This is a genomic window from Lysobacter defluvii IMMIB APB-9 = DSM 18482, from assembly GCF_000423325.1.
Classification (GTDB): Bacteria; Pseudomonadota; Gammaproteobacteria; order Xanthomonadales; family Xanthomonadaceae; genus Novilysobacter; species Novilysobacter defluvii.
The window spans coordinates 98,598-114,392 of the sequence record NZ_AUHT01000006.1 but is presented as its reverse complement, the minus strand read 5'-3'; the positions used below and the strand labels follow the sequence as shown (position 1 = coordinate 114,392).

At 72.5% G+C, this 15,795-nt stretch carries 19 protein-coding genes; all 19 read left to right on the top strand.

Translation table 11 applies throughout. From position 1 onward, the window contains the following. Nucleotides 1–22: 22 nt before the first annotated feature. The 19 genes from fliS to fliP all read left to right on the top strand — a co-directional run bounded on the left by fliS (nt 23) and on the right by fliP (nt 15,794). The gene (fliS, locus tag G545_RS0104980; protein WP_027069430.1) at nt 23–439 is read left to right on the top strand and encodes a flagellar export chaperone FliS; all 417 of its coding nucleotides are present in this window, start codon (nt 23–25) and stop codon (nt 437–439) included. 7 nt (nt 440–446) lie between these two features. Beyond that, nucleotides 447–737: a hypothetical protein gene (locus G545_RS0104975; protein ID WP_027069429.1), complete on the top strand. Its 291-nt coding sequence runs from the start codon at nt 447–449 to the stop codon at nt 735–737. Further along, nucleotides 734–1,306, top strand: coding sequence for a PilZ domain-containing protein (locus tag G545_RS0104970; RefSeq protein ID WP_027069428.1), 573 nt, complete (start codon nt 734–736; stop codon nt 1,304–1,306). The genes G545_RS0104975 and G545_RS0104970 overlap by 4 nt, the downstream gene beginning before the upstream one ends. A gap of 86 nt (nt 1,307–1,392) precedes the next feature. Continuing rightward, a complete protein-coding gene (locus G545_RS0104965) occupies nt 1,393–2,019 on the top strand; it encodes a response regulator transcription factor (protein WP_027069427.1) in 627 nt (208 codons plus the stop codon). Nucleotides 2,020–2,173: 154 nt separating this feature from the next. Then, the gene (rpoN, locus tag G545_RS0104955; protein WP_027069426.1) at nt 2,174–3,580 is read left to right on the top strand and encodes an RNA polymerase factor sigma-54; all 1,407 of its coding nucleotides are present in this window, start codon (nt 2,174–2,176) and stop codon (nt 3,578–3,580) included. Nucleotides 3,581–3,593: 13 nt separating this feature from the next. Continuing rightward, a complete protein-coding gene (locus G545_RS0104950) occupies nt 3,594–3,992 on the top strand; it encodes a response regulator (RefSeq protein ID WP_027069425.1) in 399 nt (132 codons plus the stop codon). Next, nucleotides 3,989–5,455 (top strand): sigma-54 dependent transcriptional regulator, encoded by a 1,467-nt coding sequence (locus G545_RS0104945; protein ID WP_027069424.1) that lies wholly within the window; start codon nt 3,989–3,991, stop codon nt 5,453–5,455. The genes G545_RS0104950 and G545_RS0104945 overlap by 4 nt, the downstream gene beginning before the upstream one ends. A 76-nt stretch (nt 5,456–5,531) precedes the next feature. Further along, nucleotides 5,532–5,906: a flagellar hook-basal body complex protein FliE gene (gene fliE, locus G545_RS0104940; RefSeq protein ID WP_027069423.1), complete on the top strand. Its 375-nt coding sequence runs from the start codon at nt 5,532–5,534 to the stop codon at nt 5,904–5,906. A gap of 48 nt (nt 5,907–5,954) precedes the next feature. Beyond that, a complete protein-coding gene (gene fliF / locus G545_RS0104935) occupies nt 5,955–7,655 on the top strand; it encodes a flagellar basal-body MS-ring/collar protein FliF (RefSeq protein WP_027069422.1) in 1,701 nt (566 codons plus the stop codon). A gap of 22 nt (nt 7,656–7,677) precedes the next feature. Next, entirely contained in the window at nt 7,678–8,664 is a 987-nt protein-coding gene (fliG, locus tag G545_RS0104930) for a flagellar motor switch protein FliG (protein WP_027069421.1), read from the top strand. After that, complete coding sequence (locus G545_RS13600) at nt 8,661–9,317, top strand: FliH/SctL family protein (RefSeq protein ID WP_052347267.1); 657 nt, start codon at nt 8,661–8,663, stop codon at nt 9,315–9,317. Before fliG ends, G545_RS13600 begins: the two co-directional genes overlap by 4 nt. Beyond that, nucleotides 9,314–10,726, top strand: a complete 1,413-nt coding sequence (gene fliI / locus G545_RS13595; RefSeq protein WP_052347266.1) for a flagellar protein export ATPase FliI — start codon at nt 9,314–9,316, stop codon at nt 10,724–10,726. Before G545_RS13600 ends, fliI begins: the two co-directional genes overlap by 4 nt. Further along, the gene (fliJ, locus tag G545_RS0104915) at nt 10,723–11,169 is read left to right on the top strand and encodes a flagellar export protein FliJ (RefSeq protein ID WP_027069420.1); all 447 of its coding nucleotides are present in this window, start codon (nt 10,723–10,725) and stop codon (nt 11,167–11,169) included. The genes fliI and fliJ overlap by 4 nt, the downstream gene beginning before the upstream one ends. Continuing rightward, nucleotides 11,166–12,275, top strand: coding sequence for a flagellar hook-length control protein FliK (locus G545_RS14950; protein WP_052347265.1), 1,110 nt, complete (start codon nt 11,166–11,168; stop codon nt 12,273–12,275). Before fliJ ends, G545_RS14950 begins: the two co-directional genes overlap by 4 nt. A 168-nt stretch (nt 12,276–12,443) precedes the next feature. Next, on the top strand, nt 12,444–12,956 hold the full coding sequence (locus tag G545_RS0104905; RefSeq protein ID WP_027069419.1) for a flagellar basal body-associated FliL family protein: 513 nt from the start codon (nt 12,444–12,446) through the stop codon (nt 12,954–12,956). 9 nt (nt 12,957–12,965) lie between these two features. Next, nucleotides 12,966–13,970, top strand: a complete 1,005-nt coding sequence (fliM, locus tag G545_RS0104900) for a flagellar motor switch protein FliM (RefSeq protein WP_027069418.1) — start codon at nt 12,966–12,968, stop codon at nt 13,968–13,970. 26 nt (nt 13,971–13,996) lie between these two features. Beyond that, a complete protein-coding gene (gene fliN / locus G545_RS0104895) occupies nt 13,997–14,335 on the top strand; it encodes a flagellar motor switch protein FliN (protein ID WP_027069417.1) in 339 nt (112 codons plus the stop codon). 206 nt (nt 14,336–14,541) lie between these two features. Beyond that, complete coding sequence (gene fliO, locus G545_RS14945; RefSeq protein ID WP_081677760.1) at nt 14,542–14,994, top strand: flagellar biosynthetic protein FliO; 453 nt, start codon at nt 14,542–14,544, stop codon at nt 14,992–14,994. Next, a complete protein-coding gene (gene fliP / locus G545_RS0104885; RefSeq protein ID WP_027069415.1) occupies nt 14,994–15,794 on the top strand; it encodes a flagellar type III secretion system pore protein FliP in 801 nt (266 codons plus the stop codon). The genes fliO and fliP overlap by 1 nt, the downstream gene beginning before the upstream one ends. Nucleotide 15,795: the final 1 nt, after the last annotated feature.

The window sequence follows — 15,795 nt, the reverse complement described above, 5'->3', positions numbered from 1 at the left end:
ACCCAAGATTCCCGGAACCGCCATGCACGCCAACGCCTACGCCAACCAGTACCGCCACACCAGCACGACCAGCGCCGTGCTGGACGCCAGCCCGCACCAGCTGGTGCTGCTGATGCTCAGCGGCGCTCGCGAGCGGGTTCGCCTGGCGGGCGCCTGCATCGACCGCGGCGACATCGTCCGCAAGGCCAAGGCCATCTCCGAAGCCAGCGCCATCATCGCCGGCCTCTCCGGCACGCTGGACATGAAAGCCGGCGGCGACATCGCGGCGGGCCTGCAGTCGCTCTACGACTACTTCCAGCGCAAGCTGGTGGAAGCCAACGCGGGGAACAATGCCGCGGCCCTGGCCGAAGTCGACGACCTCCTCGGCGACATCGAAGGCGCCTGGAAGGCCATCGACCCCGATGCCCCCGCCACCGCGCCAGAACCGATGGCACAGTGAGCCCGCCATGGTCCCCCAGCTCCCCACCGCGCTGATCCGCGATGCCATCGCCCAGGACCGCCTGGACGAGGCCAGCGAGCTGATCGGCGAGCACGCCCGCCAGGTGCAGCTGGCGATCACCGATGGGCGGCTGGATGCCAGCCGCCGCGAAGCCTGGCAGGAGCTCCTGGACCAGCAGCGACTGTTGCTGACCGAGCTGCAGCGCGCGCGTGACGAATCGTCCGAGGCCCTGAAGCGCATGCGCGGCCAGCGCCGTGGCAGCGATGCCTACCGCCGCGCGGCGGGAGGCGCGGGATGAACGGTCACGCTGGACGCGAGTCCGTCTTCGGCGACGCCCTCGCCTGTGGCGAGCTGCGTCCCGCCGCCTTCGTCGCCGGCACCGGCGACGCCGAAGCCGACCGGCTGGCCTGCCTGCGCAGCGAGGCCCTGCTGCGCGCGATCGCCGTAGTCGAGGACAGCCACGGCCGCGAGGAGCCGGAGGAGCGCGGCCTGCACGACCTGGCGGTCCAGCGCATCGAGGCCAAGCTCGACCTGCTCAGCGCCCTGGTCGCCAGCCTGGTCAACCGCCAGGTCGGCTCCGATCCGGTCCGACCGCTGGAGTGGTCCGCGCATGGCGCCTGTCTGGTCCTGCCGGAGGCCCCCACCGCCGCCCCGGGCCAGCCCGGCATGTTGCGCGTGCGCCCCTGCGACTGGCTGCCGGAAACGCTGGAACTGCCCGCGACCGTGGTCGGCGTGGACCACGACGGCGACGGACACCAGCTGTGGCTGCGCTTCATCCACCACAGCCCCGCCCTGACGGCCGCGCTGGAACGCCACCTGTTCCGCATCCACCGCCGCGCGGTGGCGGAAAGCCGCCGGCCGCGCTGACGGCCGGCAGCTGCAGCGCGCCCGCCGCTCCGCTAAGGTTTCCCGCTGGCGCCGGAATCCCGGCGGAGCGGGAAGACCTCGGCGTGCTGCGTGTCCTGATCTGCGATGACCACACCCTGATCCGTGCCGGGCTGCGCCGGCTGCTGGAATCCTTCGACGGGATCGAGGTGACGGCCGAGGCCGCCAATGCCGACGAGGCGGTCATCCGCGCCTGCGAGCACGCACCCGACGTGGTCGTCCTGGACCTGTCGATGCCCGGCCGCAACGGCTTCGAGGCGCTGGCCGAGCTGCGCCTGCGCTGCCCGGACAGCGCGGTGGTGATCATGTCCATGCACGACGACGCCAGCCACGTGCGCGAGGCGCTGGACCGCGGTGCGGCGGGCTTCGTGGTCAAGGAAGCGGCGCCGGCCGAACTGGAGATCGCCGTCCGCGCCGCCGCCGCCGGCCGCACCTACCTCAGCCCGCAGGTGTCCGCCCCGCTGCTGCGCACCGTGGCCCAGCCCGCCACCGGCGTGGAGGCGCTGCCGCCCCGGCAGCGCGAGATCCTGTCCGCGCTCGGGGCCGGGCAGACGAGCAAGCAGATCGCCGCCAACCTCGGCATCAGCATCAAGACCGTGGAAACCCACCGGGCCCGGATGATGGCCACCCTGGGCTGCCGCAACGCCACCGAGCTGCTGCGCCTGGCGATGCGGCTGGACGCGGGCGCGCTGTAGCGTGACGGGGTTCCGGCGCCGGGTAAGGTTTTCCCCTACCGCGCACGGGAATGCCCCTACCGGCGTCAGGTTCCTCCCGATTCGGTTTCTGGCACCGGCGTCGCAGCATGTTCCCTGCAGGATCCGTTCCACTGCGGCGTCCGCAGGAGCAGCCATGAAGGCCACCGTTTCCACCCGACTCACCCAGGGTCTCAACCTCACTCCGCAGCTGTTGCAGTCGATCCGGCTGTTGCAGCTGACCGCGCCCCAGCTGGAGCTGGAACTGCGCCAGGCACTGGAGCGCAACCCGTTGCTGGAACAGGACGAGGACGACGAGGCCGGGGAGACCACGCTCGACGGCCACGACGCTCGGGTGGAGGACGCAGCGGTCGAAGTGGCCTCCTTCGACGAGCTGCCCGACCCCGCCTTCCTGTCCGGCGGCGCCAGTGGCGGGTCGATGGACGACGACGGAATGGCCCGCATCGCCGCCGGCAGCTCCACCGATCCACGCGTGCGCCTGCTGCAGGAACTGGCACTGGAGTGGGCTGCGGGCGACCTGCCGCTGGCCCAGTGGTGGCTGGACCACTGCGACGACCGCGGCTACCTGGAAGCCCCGGTGGACGAACTGGCCCGCGAAGGCGCGCAGGCACTGGCGGTCGAGGCCGACGCCCTGCTGTACGTGCGCCAGCGCCTGCTTGCCGGTCCATGGCCCGGCATGGCGGCGGCGGATCCGCCCGAGTGCCTGCGGGCCCAGCTGGCGCGCCTCGAGGATTCGCCCGCCTGCACGCTGGCCGCGCGCATCGTGTCCGGCCACCTGGACCTGCTCGCCCGACACGACCACGCCGCGCTTGCCAAGGCCCTCGGCACGAATGCAGAAGCGGTAGCCGAAGCCTGCGCCCTGATCCTTTCGCTCCGCCCGCAGCCGGTCGAGGACGCGCCCGATGCTCCCGACGGGGCGATCATCCCCGACGTGGTGGTGCGCCACCTCGACGGCGCCTGGCGGGTCGCCGTGAACACCCGCGGCACCCCGCGCGTACGGGTGTCGGCCCATTGCGAGGCGGCCCTGGCAGGCGCCAATGGCCACGCGGAGCTGCGCGGGCTGCTGGAGGAGGCCCGCTGGCTGGTACGCGGCGTGGCGATGCGCGACGACACCCTGCTGCGCACCGCCAAGGTGCTGGTGGAGCGCCAGGCCGGGTTCCTGGCCCGCGGCGAGGAGGCCCTGGTGCCGCTGACGCTGCGCGAGGTCGCCCACGAAATCGGCATGCACGAGTCCACCGTCTCGCGCATCACCACCGGCAAGTACATCCAGACCCCACGCGGCACCTTCGAGCTCAAGCGCCTGTTCGCCGTGCGCCTGGAAGGCGCGGAGGTCTCCGGCGCGGCGGTCAGGGCGATGGTGAAGCGCCTGATCGACGACGAGCCCCCGCACGCCCCCCTGGCCGACGACACCATTGCCGCCCTGCTCGCCCGCCGCGGCATCCGTATCGCGCGGCGGACCGTGGCCAAGTATCGTGACCAACTGCAGATCGGCCCCGCCCGTTCGCGCCGGCGTCCGGCGCAGGCGCTGCGGGCCGCCGGCTGACCGGAGAGACACCATGCGCACACTCGAAATCCTGCTGGTGGACGACCACGAGGGCTTCATCAACGCCGCCCTGCGGCACCTGCGCCGGGTCGACTGGATCCGCGTCGCCGGCACTGCCCACAACGGCATCGAAGCCGTCGACCAGTGCGAGAAGCTGCGCCCGGACGTGGTGCTGATGGACCTGGCCATGCCGGAGATGGGCGGGCTGCAGGCCACCCGGCTGATCAAGGCCCAGGACCGCCCGCCCTACGTGGTCATCGCCAGCCACTTCGACGACGCCGAGCATCGCGAGCACTCCCTGCGCGCCGGGGCCGACGCCTTCGTCAGCAAGCTTGCGTACGTGAACGAGGTGCTGCCGCTGCTGGAGGCACTCGCCGGCGTGGAGGCCCCCGGGGAGGACGCCGCCCCATGAGCGAGTCCCGCATCCTGGTGCTCGACCGGGACATGGAGCGGGCCGAACGCCTGGCGACCCTGCTCGAGTTCATGGACTTCAACCCGCGCCTGGCCGAGCCGGGCGACGTCGACCTCGCGCGCGCCCGTCCCAGCGACTGGGTGGCGGTGGTGGTCGGCGACGTCGCCGGCGACCCGGCCTGGCCGGCATTCGTCGACTGGCTTGGCGCGCAGGCCCTGCACCCGCCGCTGATGCTGCTGCCCGGGCACGACGACCAGGCCGGCTGGAGCGACCGCTTCCACCCGGAAACCGTCTGGCCGCTGGACTACCCGGTGCGCCGCACCCAGCTGCAGGAAGCCCTGCGCCGCGCCAGCCTCAAGCGCCTGAGCGACGATGCCGAGCGCGAGCGCACCGCCGAGGACGGCCCCACCGGCACCAGCGACGCGACGCTGCGCCTGAAGCGGATGATCGACCAGGTCGCGCCGTTCGACACCACCGTGCTGATCCTGGGCGAGTCGGGCACGGGCAAGGAGGTCGCCGCCCGCGCGATCCACGATCGCTCCAAGCGCGCCGGCAAGCCGTTCGTGGCGATCAACTGCGGCGCGATCCCGCCCGACCTGCTGGAAAGCGAGCTGTTCGGCCACGAGAAAGGCGCCTTCACCGGCGCGCTTACCCAGCGCAAGGGCCGCTTCGAGATGGCCGAGGGCGGCACCCTGCTGCTCGACGAGATCGGCGACATGCCGCTGGCGATGCAGGTCAAGCTGTTGCGCGTGCTGCAGGAGCGGTCCTTCGAGCGCGTGGGCGGCAACAAGCTGATGGAGTGCGACGTGCGGGTGATCGCGGCCACCCACCGCAACCTTGAGCAGCACATCGCCGAGGGCAAGTTCCGCGAGGACCTGTTCTACCGCCTCAACGTCTTCCCGGTGGAGATGCCGCCCCTGCGCGAGCGCGCCGACGACCTGCCGGCGCTGGTGTCCTCCATCACCGCCCAGCTGGCGGAGTCCGGCCGCGGACGCGTCGCGCTGGCGCCGGACGCCATCGAGGTCCTGCGCCACTACCGCTGGCCCGGCAACGTGCGCGAGCTGGCGAACCTGCTCGAGCGCCTCGCGGTCCTGCACCCGGGCGGCACCGTCCGCGCCGACGACCTGCCCGCCCGCTACCGCTCCGATGCGCCACCCGCACCCGAGCCCGAGCCGCTGCGCCCGATGACCGCGCCGGAGCCGGCGCCCGAACCCGCCGCGCCCAGGGAGCCATCGGCACCCGGCGCCCCCGTCAATGTCACCGACCCCAGCCAGGTCTCCCCCCTGGCCACGCTCCCGCCCGGCGGCCTGGACCTGAAGTCGCACCTGGCCGACATCGAGCTGGAGCTGATCAAGCAGGCCCTCGAGGAAGCCGACGGCGTGGTCGCCCACGCCGCCCCCAAGCTCGGCCTGCGCCGCACGACCCTCGTCGAGAAGCTCCGCAAGTACGGCATCGATCGATAGCCAAAACTCCGTCACCCATCGTGGCACGCGTCTTGCCTGAACACCGGCAGCAGAACCTGGACTCCGTGCCCCGGCCATGACCGACATCTCCTCCATCCTCAGCCAGATCCGCGCCCATGAAATGCGCATGGGTGCGATGGGTCGCGATGCCGCGCCCGCCAAGGCGATCGACCCCTCGCTCCTCAACCCCGGCGCCCAGCGCCCCGGCGAGGTGGGGCGCAGCGAGGCGCCCGGGTTCATGGAGACGCTCAACAAGGCGATCGACGGGGTCAGCGGGGCGCAGAACCATGCCGGGGCGATGCAGAAGGCGTTCGAGATGGGCGACCCCAATGCCGACCTGGCGCGGGTGATGGTCGCCATGCAGCAGTCGCAGGTCGCCTTCCGGGCCACGGTCGAGGTGCGCAACCGGATGGTCCAGGCCTACCAGGACGTGATGAACATGCCGGTGTAAGGCCGCGCGCCCCACCGACCCCTTGGCCCCCTTTGACCGGCAGACCCGATGAGCGTCATCCCACTTCCCAAGAACGCCGCTGAAAGCCTGAAGGAACTCGGCCCGCTGCAGGAGATCCCCGTGGTCCGGCAGCTGGGCGTGTTCGCGCTGGTCGCGGCCGCCATCGCGCTGGGCCTGTGGCTGTTCTTCTGGACCCAGGAGCCGGACTACGTGCCGGTGTTCGCCGGTCCGGACGCCGCCAGCTCGGCGGAGGCCTCCGACCTGCTGCGCGGTGCCAACATCCCGTTCCGGATCGAGTCGGGCAGCGGGGCGCTCTCCGTACCGACCGACCAGGTCGGGCCGGCGCGCCTGGCGCTCGCCGCCTCGGGGCTGACGGGCGAACTGACCGGCAACGGTTTCGAGTCCTTCCAGGGCGACCAGGGCTTCGGCACCAGCCAGTTCGTCGAGAGCGCGCGCTACCAGCACGCCATGGAGGTCGAGCTGGCCCGCACCATCGCCACCCTGCGCCCGGTGCGCGAGGCGCGCGTGCACCTGGCTATCCCCAAGCCCAGCGCCTTCACCCGCGAGCGGCAGCCGGCCTCGGCCTCGGTGGTGTTGAACATGGCCGGTGGCGCGTCGCTGGAGCGCGGCCAAGTCAACGCCATCGTGCACCTGGTCGCCAACTCGATCCCGATGCTGGCGCCGGAGCGGGTCACCGTGGTCGACCACCTCGGGCGGATGCTGTCGGACTCCGACCCCAACAGCGAGGACGCGATGGGGGCACGCCGCTTCGAGCAGCAGCGGCGGCAGGAAAGCACCTACGTACAGCGCATCCAGGAGCTGCTTGCACCTTTGACCGGCCCCGGCCGGGTCAGCGCGCAGGTCAGCGTCGACATGGACTTCGCCGAGACCGAGCAGGCGCGCGAGCAGTACGGGCCCGAGCGCGGCATCGTGCGCAGCGAGCAGACCTCCGAGTCCAGCCAGGGCGCGGCCGTGCCGCCCTCCGGCGTGCCCGGCAGCGCCAGCAACAACCCGGACGCGAACGCGCTTGCCGGGGAGGCGATCGCCCAGGCCGATCCCGCCAACCCGGCCGCGCCGGCGGCCGACCTGCCGGATCCGGTCGCGACCGGCCCCAGCGCCCGCACGGCGGTGCGCAACTACGAGATCGACCGCACCCTCACCCACACCCGCCAGGCGCCCGGCCGCATCAACCGCGTCACCGCCGCGGTGCTGGTCGACAACATCCCCGGCCCGCCGGATGAGAACGGCAACCCGACCCAGCGCCCGCTCACGGCCGACGAGCTGGCCCGCGTCGAGGCGCTGGTCCAGCAGGCGGTCGGCTTCGATGCCCGGCGCGGTGACAGCGTCACCGTGGTCAATGCGGCGTTCGCCCCGGTCGAGCAGGGGGAGCCGATCGGTCTGCCGTTCTGGGAGAACCCGCGCGTGCGCGAGCTGCTGCGGGTCGCCCTGGGCGGCATCGCGCTGCTGGTCCTGATCCTGGCCGTGCTGCGCCCGGCCTTCCGCCAGATGCTCGGCCCGCGCACGCCGCGCAAGGCCACGCCGCCGGTCGCCACCCTGGTGGAGGAGGACGAGGAGATCCCGGTGACCCTCACCGCGCGGCCGGAGAAGGAGACCGCGCGCCTGTCGCCGGGAGCCGTCGACGCGGCGATGGATTTCGACGAAAAACTGCAGGTGGCCAAGACCGCCGTGGGCAACGATCCGCGCCGGGTCGCCAACGTGGTGCGCAACTGGATGCAAGACGATGAGTGATCCCCGCCCCAAGCGCGAACCGTTGACCGGCTCGCAGCGCGCCGCCCTGGTGCTGCTGTCGCTGGGCGAGGCCCAGGCCGCGGAAGTGCTCAAGCACATGGGTCCGCGCGAGGTGCAGAAGCTCGGCATGGCGATGACCACCGTCAGTGCGGTCGGCCGCGACACCGTGGCCGAGGTCTTCGACGACTTCGTCGACTCCCTGGCACAGCCGGCGGCGATCGGCGCCGGCGCCGACGACTACATCCGTGCCGTGCTCACCCAGGCCCTGGGCGAGGAGCGCGCCAGCGGGCTGATCGACCGCATCCTGGCCGGCCGCAACACCTCCGGGCTGGACACCCTGAAGTGGATGGAGCCGCGCGCGATCGCCGAGCTGGTCCGCAACGAGCACCCGCAGATCATCGCCATCGTCATGGCCCACCTGGACGAGGACCAGGCCGCCGAGGTGCTCAAGTGCCTGGCCGACCGCGTGCGCGCGGACGTGCTGCTGCGCATCGCAACCCTCGACGGGATCCCGCCCAACGCGCTCAACGAGCTCAACGAGGTGATGGCGCGCCAGTTCTCCGGCAACCAGAACCTGAAGTCCTCGACGATCGGCGGCGTGCGGATGGCGGCCAACATCCTCAACTTCATGGACTCGGGCCAGGACGAGGAGATCCTGACCAGCATCAACCGCATCGACGAGCCGCTGGGCGCGCGCATCCGCGACCTGATGTTCGTCTTCGACAACCTCGCCGACCTGGACGACCGCGCGATCCAGGCGGTGCTGCGCGAGATCCCCAGCGACAAGCTGGCGATCGCCCTGCGCGGCGCCGAGGCCGGGGTCCGCGAGAAGATCACCGCCAACATGTCCCAACGCGCCGCGCAGATCCTGCTCGAGGACATGGAGGCCCGCGGGCCCGTGCGCCTGGCCGAGGTCGAGGCCGCGCAGAAGGAAATCCTCGCCGAAGTCCGCCGCATGGCCGACGCCGGCACGATCCAGCTGGCCGCCAAGCAGGAGGCCTTCGTATGAGCGCGGCCACCGCCCCGCACCTGCAGGTGGTGCGCTGGACCGCGCCGGACCTGGAGACGGCGACGTTCGAGCCACCCGTCCCGGAGCACGAGCCGGAGCCGGAACCGATCCCGCAGCCACCCAGCGTCGAGGAACTGCAGGCGCTGGAAGAGGCCGCGCGCGAGGAGGGCTACCGCAATGGCTACGAGGCCGGCCACGCCGAGGGCCTGGCCACCGGAGAGGCCGAGGTGCGCCGCACGATCGCCCAGATGCGGGGGATCCTGGACGGCTTCACCCGTCCGCTGGCCCGGCTCGAGGGCGAGGTCGCGGACGCCCTGGGCGACCTGGCGGTGCGCATCGCCGGCACCCTGCTCGGGCGAACCTACAAGGCCGACCCGACCCTGCTGGCCGACCTGGTGCGCGAGGCGCTGGACGCGGTCGGCAGCACCTCGCGCGAGATCGAGCTGCGCCTGCACCCCGACGACCTCGGCGTGCTGGCACCGCACCTGGCCGGCCTCAGCGGCGTGCGCCTGACCGCCGACACCGGCCTGGCGCGCGGCGAGCTGCGCCTGCACAGCGAGAGCGTGCGCGTCGACGGCACCCTCGCCGCGCGCCTGCAGGCCTGCCTGGACGCCCTGGCCGACGCGCAGCCGGCGGAAGGGGAGCTGGAATGAGCAACGTCGCCGCCGAACACTGGGAAGAGCTGCGCAACCTGCGCCTGGCCGCACGGCTGTCGCAGGCCCGTCCCCAGCCGCCCTCGCTCGGCCTGGCGCGCGAAGGCGTGCTGCGCCGTGCGGTCGGCCTCACCCTGGAGGCCTCCGGCTGCAGCGCGCCGCTGGGTTCGCAGGTCCGGGTGGAGACCGCCGGCGGCCGCTGGATCGACGCCGAAGTGGTCGGCTTCTCCGGCGAGCGCACCTTCCTCATGCCCACCGACGACGTCGCCGGGTTGCTGCCCAACGCGCGCGTGATCAGCAGCCGCCAGCGCGGCGAGGTCGCGGTCGGCGAAGGCCTGCTCGGCCGCGTCATCGACAGCGACGGCGTGCCGCTGGACGGCCGCGGGCCGATCCGCCCGGAACGCTGGATGGGCCTGGGCGGCAAGAGCATCAACCCACTCATGCGCGAGCCGATCACCCAGTCGCTGGACGTGGGCGTGCGGGCGATCAACGCGCTGCTGCCGATCGGCCGCGGGCAGCGCATCGGCCTGTTCGCCGGCTCCGGTGTCGGCAAGTCGACGCTGCTGGGCATGATGACCCGCTACACCAAGGCCGACGTAATCGTGGTCGGGTTGGTCGGCGAACGTGGCCGCGAGGTGCGCGACTTCGTCGAGGCCACCCTCGGCGAGGAGGGCATGCAGCGCGCGGTGGTGGTCGCCGCCCCGGCCGACCGGCCGCCGCTGGCCCGCCTCAACGGCGCGCTGCGCGCCACCGCCATCGCCGAGTACTACCGCGACCAGGGCCTGGACGTGCTGCTGCTGATGGACTCGCTGACCCGCTTCGCCCACGCCCAGCGCGAGATCGGGCTGTCGGTGGGCGAGCCGCCGACCACCCGCGGCTATCCGCCCAGCGTGTTCGCCCGGCTGCCAGCCCTGGTCGAGCGCGCCGGCAACGGCGCCGACGGACGCGGCTCGATCACCGCCTTCTACACCGTGCTGACCGAGGGCGACGACCAGCAGGAGCCGATCGCCGACGCGGCACGCGCCATCCTCGACGGCCACATCGTGCTGACCCGCCGCATCGCCGATTCCGGGCAGTACCCGGCCATCGACGTCGAGGTCTCGGTCAGCCGCGTGATGCAGGACATCACCGACGCCGCGTGGCGCGCCCGCATCCGCAAGCTCAAGCAGCTGATGGCGGCCTACAACACCCAGCGCGACCTGATCGCGATCGGCGCCTACCAGCGTGGCAGCGACCCGCTGGTCGACGAGGCCCTGGCGCGCTGGCCCGCGATCCAGGCCTTCCTCGGCCAGGACGTGACCGAGGCCGCCGACGTGGCGTCCAGCCGCGAGGCACTGGCCGCATTGCTCGACGACGTACCCGCCCGCCCGGCTGCCCCGGCGGCAACGCAGGAGATGACCACCCCATGACCCGATCGGAACGTCTGCAGCCGCTGTTGAAGGTGAAGCAGCAGCACCAGGACGAGGCCGCGCGCCAGCTGGCGGCGCAGGAGCAGGCACTGGCCGACCAGCAGGCCCGGCTGGAGGCCCTGCGGCAGTACGCCGACGAGTACGCGCTCACCGGCAGCGGCAGCGTCACCAATCCGGCGCTGCTGGCCAACCGGCTGGCGTTCCGGGCGCGGCTCGACCAGGCGATCGCCCAGCAGGCGCGGGTGGTCGATGCCAGCCGCGAGCGCAGCGACATCGAACGCACCCGCCTGCTGCTGGCCAGCCGCGAAACCCACGTGCTGGAGAAGCTGTCGGCGAGCTACCGCGCCGATGAGGTGCGCGCCGACGAGCAGCGCACCCAGCGTGAGCTCGACGACCTCGGCGGCCGCCGCAGGGCGAACGGCGGGGAGGATCCGGCGCCGTGATCGCGGGCGGCGTGGGCGCCGGCGCTTCCGCGCAAGCCGTGGGCCAAGGCACGCCTCGCCCTGCCGGCACGCAGGTCGACGAGGCCGGGACGAGCGACTTCGCCGGGCTGCTCGGCGAAGCCGCGCCGCCCGCGCACGCCGCGGGCACGGCGCCGCGCCAGCGCGGGGCCGGCGAGGACACGTCCGGGGAACCGGACGGGCGGGAACCCGGGACCGATGCCTTGCCGACGACCGGCACCGTCGCCGGCACTCCTGCACTTCCTCCCGCCGAACCCGCTTCCGGCGGGCCGGAATCGCTTGCCGGACAGATGCTGGCACTGCTCGGCATCACCGTGCCCGGCGCGGGCGCCGACCCCGAGCCCGCGCCGCCGCATGCAACCGGCGCATTGGCTCCCCGGGCCGCCCAGGTGACCGGCGGCATGCCGGTGCTGCCCGGCCTGGCGCAGCCGGCCGCCGCTGCCGAGCTGGCGGCCACGGTCGCCGGCAACGCGGCCGGTTCCGCGTCGTCGGCTGCCTCCGGCGACGCCCTGCCCTCCGCCGCGCAGCCCTTCGCCGCTCTGGAAGCCCTCGATGCCTCCGTGCTGGAGACCGGGCGGGACACTTCCGCGAGCCAGACCGCCGCGCAGCCGGCGGTCCAGGCCCGTGCGCCGGCTCCCGCGCTTCCCCCCGCGCTCGCCGCGCCGCTGTCGATGCCGGCAGATCCGGACGGCGGCTTCGACGACGGCCTCGGTGCGCGCATCGGCTGGATGGCCGGCCAGCAGCTGGGCCGCGCCGAGATCCGCCTCAACCCCGAGCAGCTCGGGGTCATCGACCTGCGCCTGGAGCTGGACGGCAACCGCGTCAGCGTGGAGCTGGCCTCGGGCAGCCAGGACGTGCGCCAGGCCCTGGAGGCCAGCCTGGCGCGGCTTCGCGAGATGCTCGCCCAGCAGGGGCTGGACCTGGCCCGCGCCGACGTGGGCAGCGGCCGCCGCGAGGACGGCGGCGGGCAAGGCGCCCCCGCCAACGGTCTTCCGGCCGGTGGCTCCGCCGAGTCCGGCGAGCATGCGACCGACCCCGCGGCCATGGTGACGCTCCGCCGCCACGGCCTGCTCGACGAGTACGCCTGACCCCGGGCCGCCTGGCGCGGCCCCTGGACGTCAAAGTGCCGGCACCGGCGCCGCCGCGGGCGACGTCAAGACCCCGGCACCCCAGCGTGGGCGGGCCCGGCGCCGACCCGCGCATTCCGGCACGCGCCTTGCAGGACTCCGGCACACCCGATCCACCGGAGTTCCCGCGTGTCCAAGCAGGCCCCCGCCACCCCCGCCCCCAAGGCCAGCAAGCTGCCCTGGATCCTCGTCGCCGTACTGCTGGCCGCGCTGGCCGGCACCGGTGCCTGGGCATGGTTCTCCCGTGCCGACGCCCAGCCGGCGCCCGCCGAGGGTACGGAGGGCGAGGACGGCGTCCGCGCCCCCGTCGGCGGCAAGCGTGGCCCGGCGATCTACTTCGCACTGGATCCCGCCTTCGTGGTGAATCTGGCCGACCCGGACATGGTGCGGTACCTGCAGGCCGACGTGCAGCTGATGACGCGCGACGCGGCCACGGCCGCCGCCATCGAGCTGCACGCGCCGGCCATCCGCAACCGGCTGCTGCTGATGTTCGGCGACCAGACCGTGGCGGCGCTGTCCCAGCGCTCCGCCCGCGAGCGCCTGCAGGAGACCGGCCGCGACGAGGTCCGCGCGGTGCTGGAGGCCGAGGGCGCGCCGGCGGACGTCGAAGCCTTCTACTTCACCAGCTTCGTCACCCAGTAGGCCCCCGCCATGACTGCCGACCTGCTGTCCCAGGACGAGATCGATGCCCTGCTCCACGGCGTCGATTCCGGCGCCGTGGAAGTCGAGGAAGACGAGCCGGCGCCGGGTGAGGCGCGCGAGTACGACTTCACCAGCCAGGACCGGATCATCCGCGGCCGGATGCCCACCCTGGAGATGATCAACGAGCGCTTCGCCCGCACCTGGCGGGTCGGGCTATTCAACCTGCTGCGGCGCTCGGCCGACCTGTCGGTGCGCGGCGTGGACCTGGTGCGCTTCGGCGAGTACATGCACTCGCTGCAGGTGCCCACCAACATCAACCTGGTGAAGATGAAGCCGTTGCGCGGCACCGGGCTGGTGCTGTTCGAGCCGCGGCTGGTGTTCACCGTGGTCGACAACTTCTTCGGCGGCTCCGGCAAGTACCACACACGCATCGAGGGCCGCGAGTTCACGCCCACCGAGATGCGCGTGATCCAGCTGCTGCTGCGGCAGACCTTCGCCGACCTGGCCGAGGCCTGGGCGCCGCTGATGCCGGTCGAGTTCGAGTACCTCAACTCCGAGGTCAACCCGCACTTCGCCAACATCATCAGCCCGCGCGAGTACATCGTGGTCAGCCGCTTCCACGTCGAGCTGGAGGGCGGCGGCGGCGAGTTCCACGTCTCGCTGCCCTACTCGATGCTCGAGCCGATCCGCGAGCAGCTCGACACCGGCCTGCAGAGCGACCGCGTCGAGCGCGACGAGGGCTGGATCCGCGCCATGCGCCAGCAGCTCATGGAGGCGCCGGTGGAACTGAGCAGCGCCCTTGCCCGCCGCGAGATCACCCTGGGCGAGCTGTGCCGGCTGAAGGTCGGCGACGTGATCCCGATCGACCTGCCGGACACGGTGACCCTGGAGGTGGAACGCACCCCGGTCTTCACCGGCCGCTTCGGCACCCACAACGGCGTCAACGCGGTGAAGGTCACCGCGGTCCGCCCGCCGCGCGCCGTTCCCGACATCAAGGAGCTCGCCAGCACATGAGCCAGACCGACCAACAGGACATGGAAATGGAACCGACCATGATCGAGGACCCCACCCCGCGGGCCTCCTTCGACGACCTTACCGCCGACGCGTCCAACGCGCCGGAGCTGAACCTGGACGTGATCCTCGACGTCCCGGTGTCCCTTTCGCTCGAGGTGGGCCGGGCCCGGATCCCGATCCGCAACCTGCTGCAACTCAACCAGGGCTCGGTGGTGGAGCTCGAGCGCGGCGCCGGCGACCCGCTGGACGTCTACGTCAACGGCACGCTGATCGCCCAGGGCGAGGTGGTCGTGGTCAACGACCGCTTCGGCGTGCGCCTGACGGACGTGGTCAGCCCGTCCGAGCGGATCAAGCGGCTGCGGTGAGCACGATGGCGGCAAGCGCGGTGCAGACCTGGCCGGTGGCGATGAGCGTGGCCGCGGTGGCGGAGCCGTTGCCGGCAGAACGTCATCCCCGCGAAAGCGGGGATCCAGACGCTGCGGTGACGTCCGTGGATTCCCGCGTGCGCGGGAATGACGGCGAGGTGGTACCCGGGGAAGACGCCGCGGTGGCACGTGGGAACGACGCCCCGATGGCGGATGCCGCTGGCACGGCGCCCGCCGCCGCCAGCGACGGGCTGGCGACCTTCGCGGCCCCGGCCACTACCACGGCCTCGGTCGGAACGCCCGCGCCCGCCCCCGCGTTCGCGCCCTCCAGCTCCGGCACCGGCTCCGTGGGCGGCGCACTGGTCGCGCTGCTGCTGGTCGTCGGGCTGATCCTGGCCCTGGCATGGCTCGCGCGCCGCCTGCCCGGCATGGGCGCGGCGACCGGCAACCGGAACCTGAAGCTGGTCGGCTCGCTGTCGATCGGGCCGCGCGAGCGCGTGGTGGTCGTGGACGTCGGCGGCACCCAGCTGCTGCTGTCCACCGGCGCCGGCGGCACCCGCACCCTGCACACGCTGGAGCAGCCGCTGCCTGAACCGGAAGCCGGCCCGGCCTCCCCCTTCGCGCAGGTGCTTGCGCAGCATTTCGGAAAGAACAAGTGATGGACATGCGCGCCCCGCGCCTGCTGGCGCTGCTCGCCGGCCTCATGCTGGTCCTGCTCATGGCGGGCCCGGCGTTCGCCCAGGCCGCGCCGGATCCCGCCCCCGCCACGGCGGCCCAGCCGATGCCGGAACTGCCCGACGTGACCGTGGGCAACATCGGCGGCGAGCCGGTCAGCCTGCCGCTGCAGGTGCTGCTGCTGATGACCGGCATCACCCTGCTGCCGGCGGCGCTGCTGGGCCTGACCGCCTTCACCCGCATCATCATCGTGCTCGGCCTGCTGCGCCAGGCGCTCGGCACCGGCCAGACGCCGTCGAACCAGGTGCTGCTGGCGCTGGCGCTGTTCCTGACCGTGATGGTGATGATGCCGGTGTTCGACGGCGCCTGGGTCGCCGGCATCTCGCCGTACCTCAATGGCGAGATGGAGTTCCGCCAGGCCTGGACGGCGGCGCTGGAGCCGTTCCGCGGATTCATGCTGGCCCAGGTCCGCGAGAACGACCTGATGACCTTCGCCAACCTGTCGGGCACCGGGCCGTACGCGACCGGGCAGGACGTGCCCTTCGGCGTGCTGGCGGCCTCGTTCCTGACCAGCGAGCTCAAGACCGCCTTCGAGATCGCGTTCCTGGTCTACATCCCCTTCGTGATCATCGACCTGGTCGTGGCCAGCGTGCTGATGTCGATGGGCATGATGATGCTCTCGCCGATGCTGATCTCGGCGCCCTTCAAGATCCTGCTGTTCGTGCTGGTGGACGGCTGGATGCTGGTGGTCGGCTCGCTCGCCGCCAGCTTCAACCTGGCCTGAC

Coding starts and splice junctions, on each gene's coding strand:
- fliE (WP_027069423.1), top strand. CDS start 5,532: ATGACCGACATCTCCTCCATCCTCAGCCAGATCCGCGCCCATGAAATG.
- G545_RS0104975 (WP_027069429.1), top strand. CDS start 447: ATGGTCCCCCAGCTCCCCACCGCGCTGATCCGCGATGCCATCGCCCAG.
- fliS (WP_027069430.1), top strand. CDS start 23: ATGCACGCCAACGCCTACGCCAACCAGTACCGCCACACCAGCACGACC.
- fliP (WP_027069415.1), top strand. CDS start 14,994: ATGGACATGCGCGCCCCGCGCCTGCTGGCGCTGCTCGCCGGCCTCATG.
- fliJ (WP_027069420.1), top strand. CDS start 10,723: ATGACCCGATCGGAACGTCTGCAGCCGCTGTTGAAGGTGAAGCAGCAG.
- fliI (WP_052347266.1), top strand. CDS start 9,314: ATGAGCAACGTCGCCGCCGAACACTGGGAAGAGCTGCGCAACCTGCGC.
- G545_RS13600 (WP_052347267.1), top strand. CDS start 8,661: ATGAGCGCGGCCACCGCCCCGCACCTGCAGGTGGTGCGCTGGACCGCG.
- rpoN (WP_027069426.1), top strand. CDS start 2,174: ATGAAGGCCACCGTTTCCACCCGACTCACCCAGGGTCTCAACCTCACT.
- fliM (WP_027069418.1), top strand. CDS start 12,966: ATGACTGCCGACCTGCTGTCCCAGGACGAGATCGATGCCCTGCTCCAC.
- fliO (WP_081677760.1), top strand. CDS start 14,542: ATGGCGGATGCCGCTGGCACGGCGCCCGCCGCCGCCAGCGACGGGCTG.
- fliN (WP_027069417.1), top strand. CDS start 13,997: ATGGAACCGACCATGATCGAGGACCCCACCCCGCGGGCCTCCTTCGAC.
- G545_RS0104970 (WP_027069428.1), top strand. CDS start 734: ATGAACGGTCACGCTGGACGCGAGTCCGTCTTCGGCGACGCCCTCGCC.
- G545_RS0104950 (WP_027069425.1), top strand. CDS start 3,594: ATGCGCACACTCGAAATCCTGCTGGTGGACGACCACGAGGGCTTCATC.
- G545_RS0104945 (WP_027069424.1), top strand. CDS start 3,989: ATGAGCGAGTCCCGCATCCTGGTGCTCGACCGGGACATGGAGCGGGCC.
- fliF (WP_027069422.1), top strand. CDS start 5,955: ATGAGCGTCATCCCACTTCCCAAGAACGCCGCTGAAAGCCTGAAGGAA.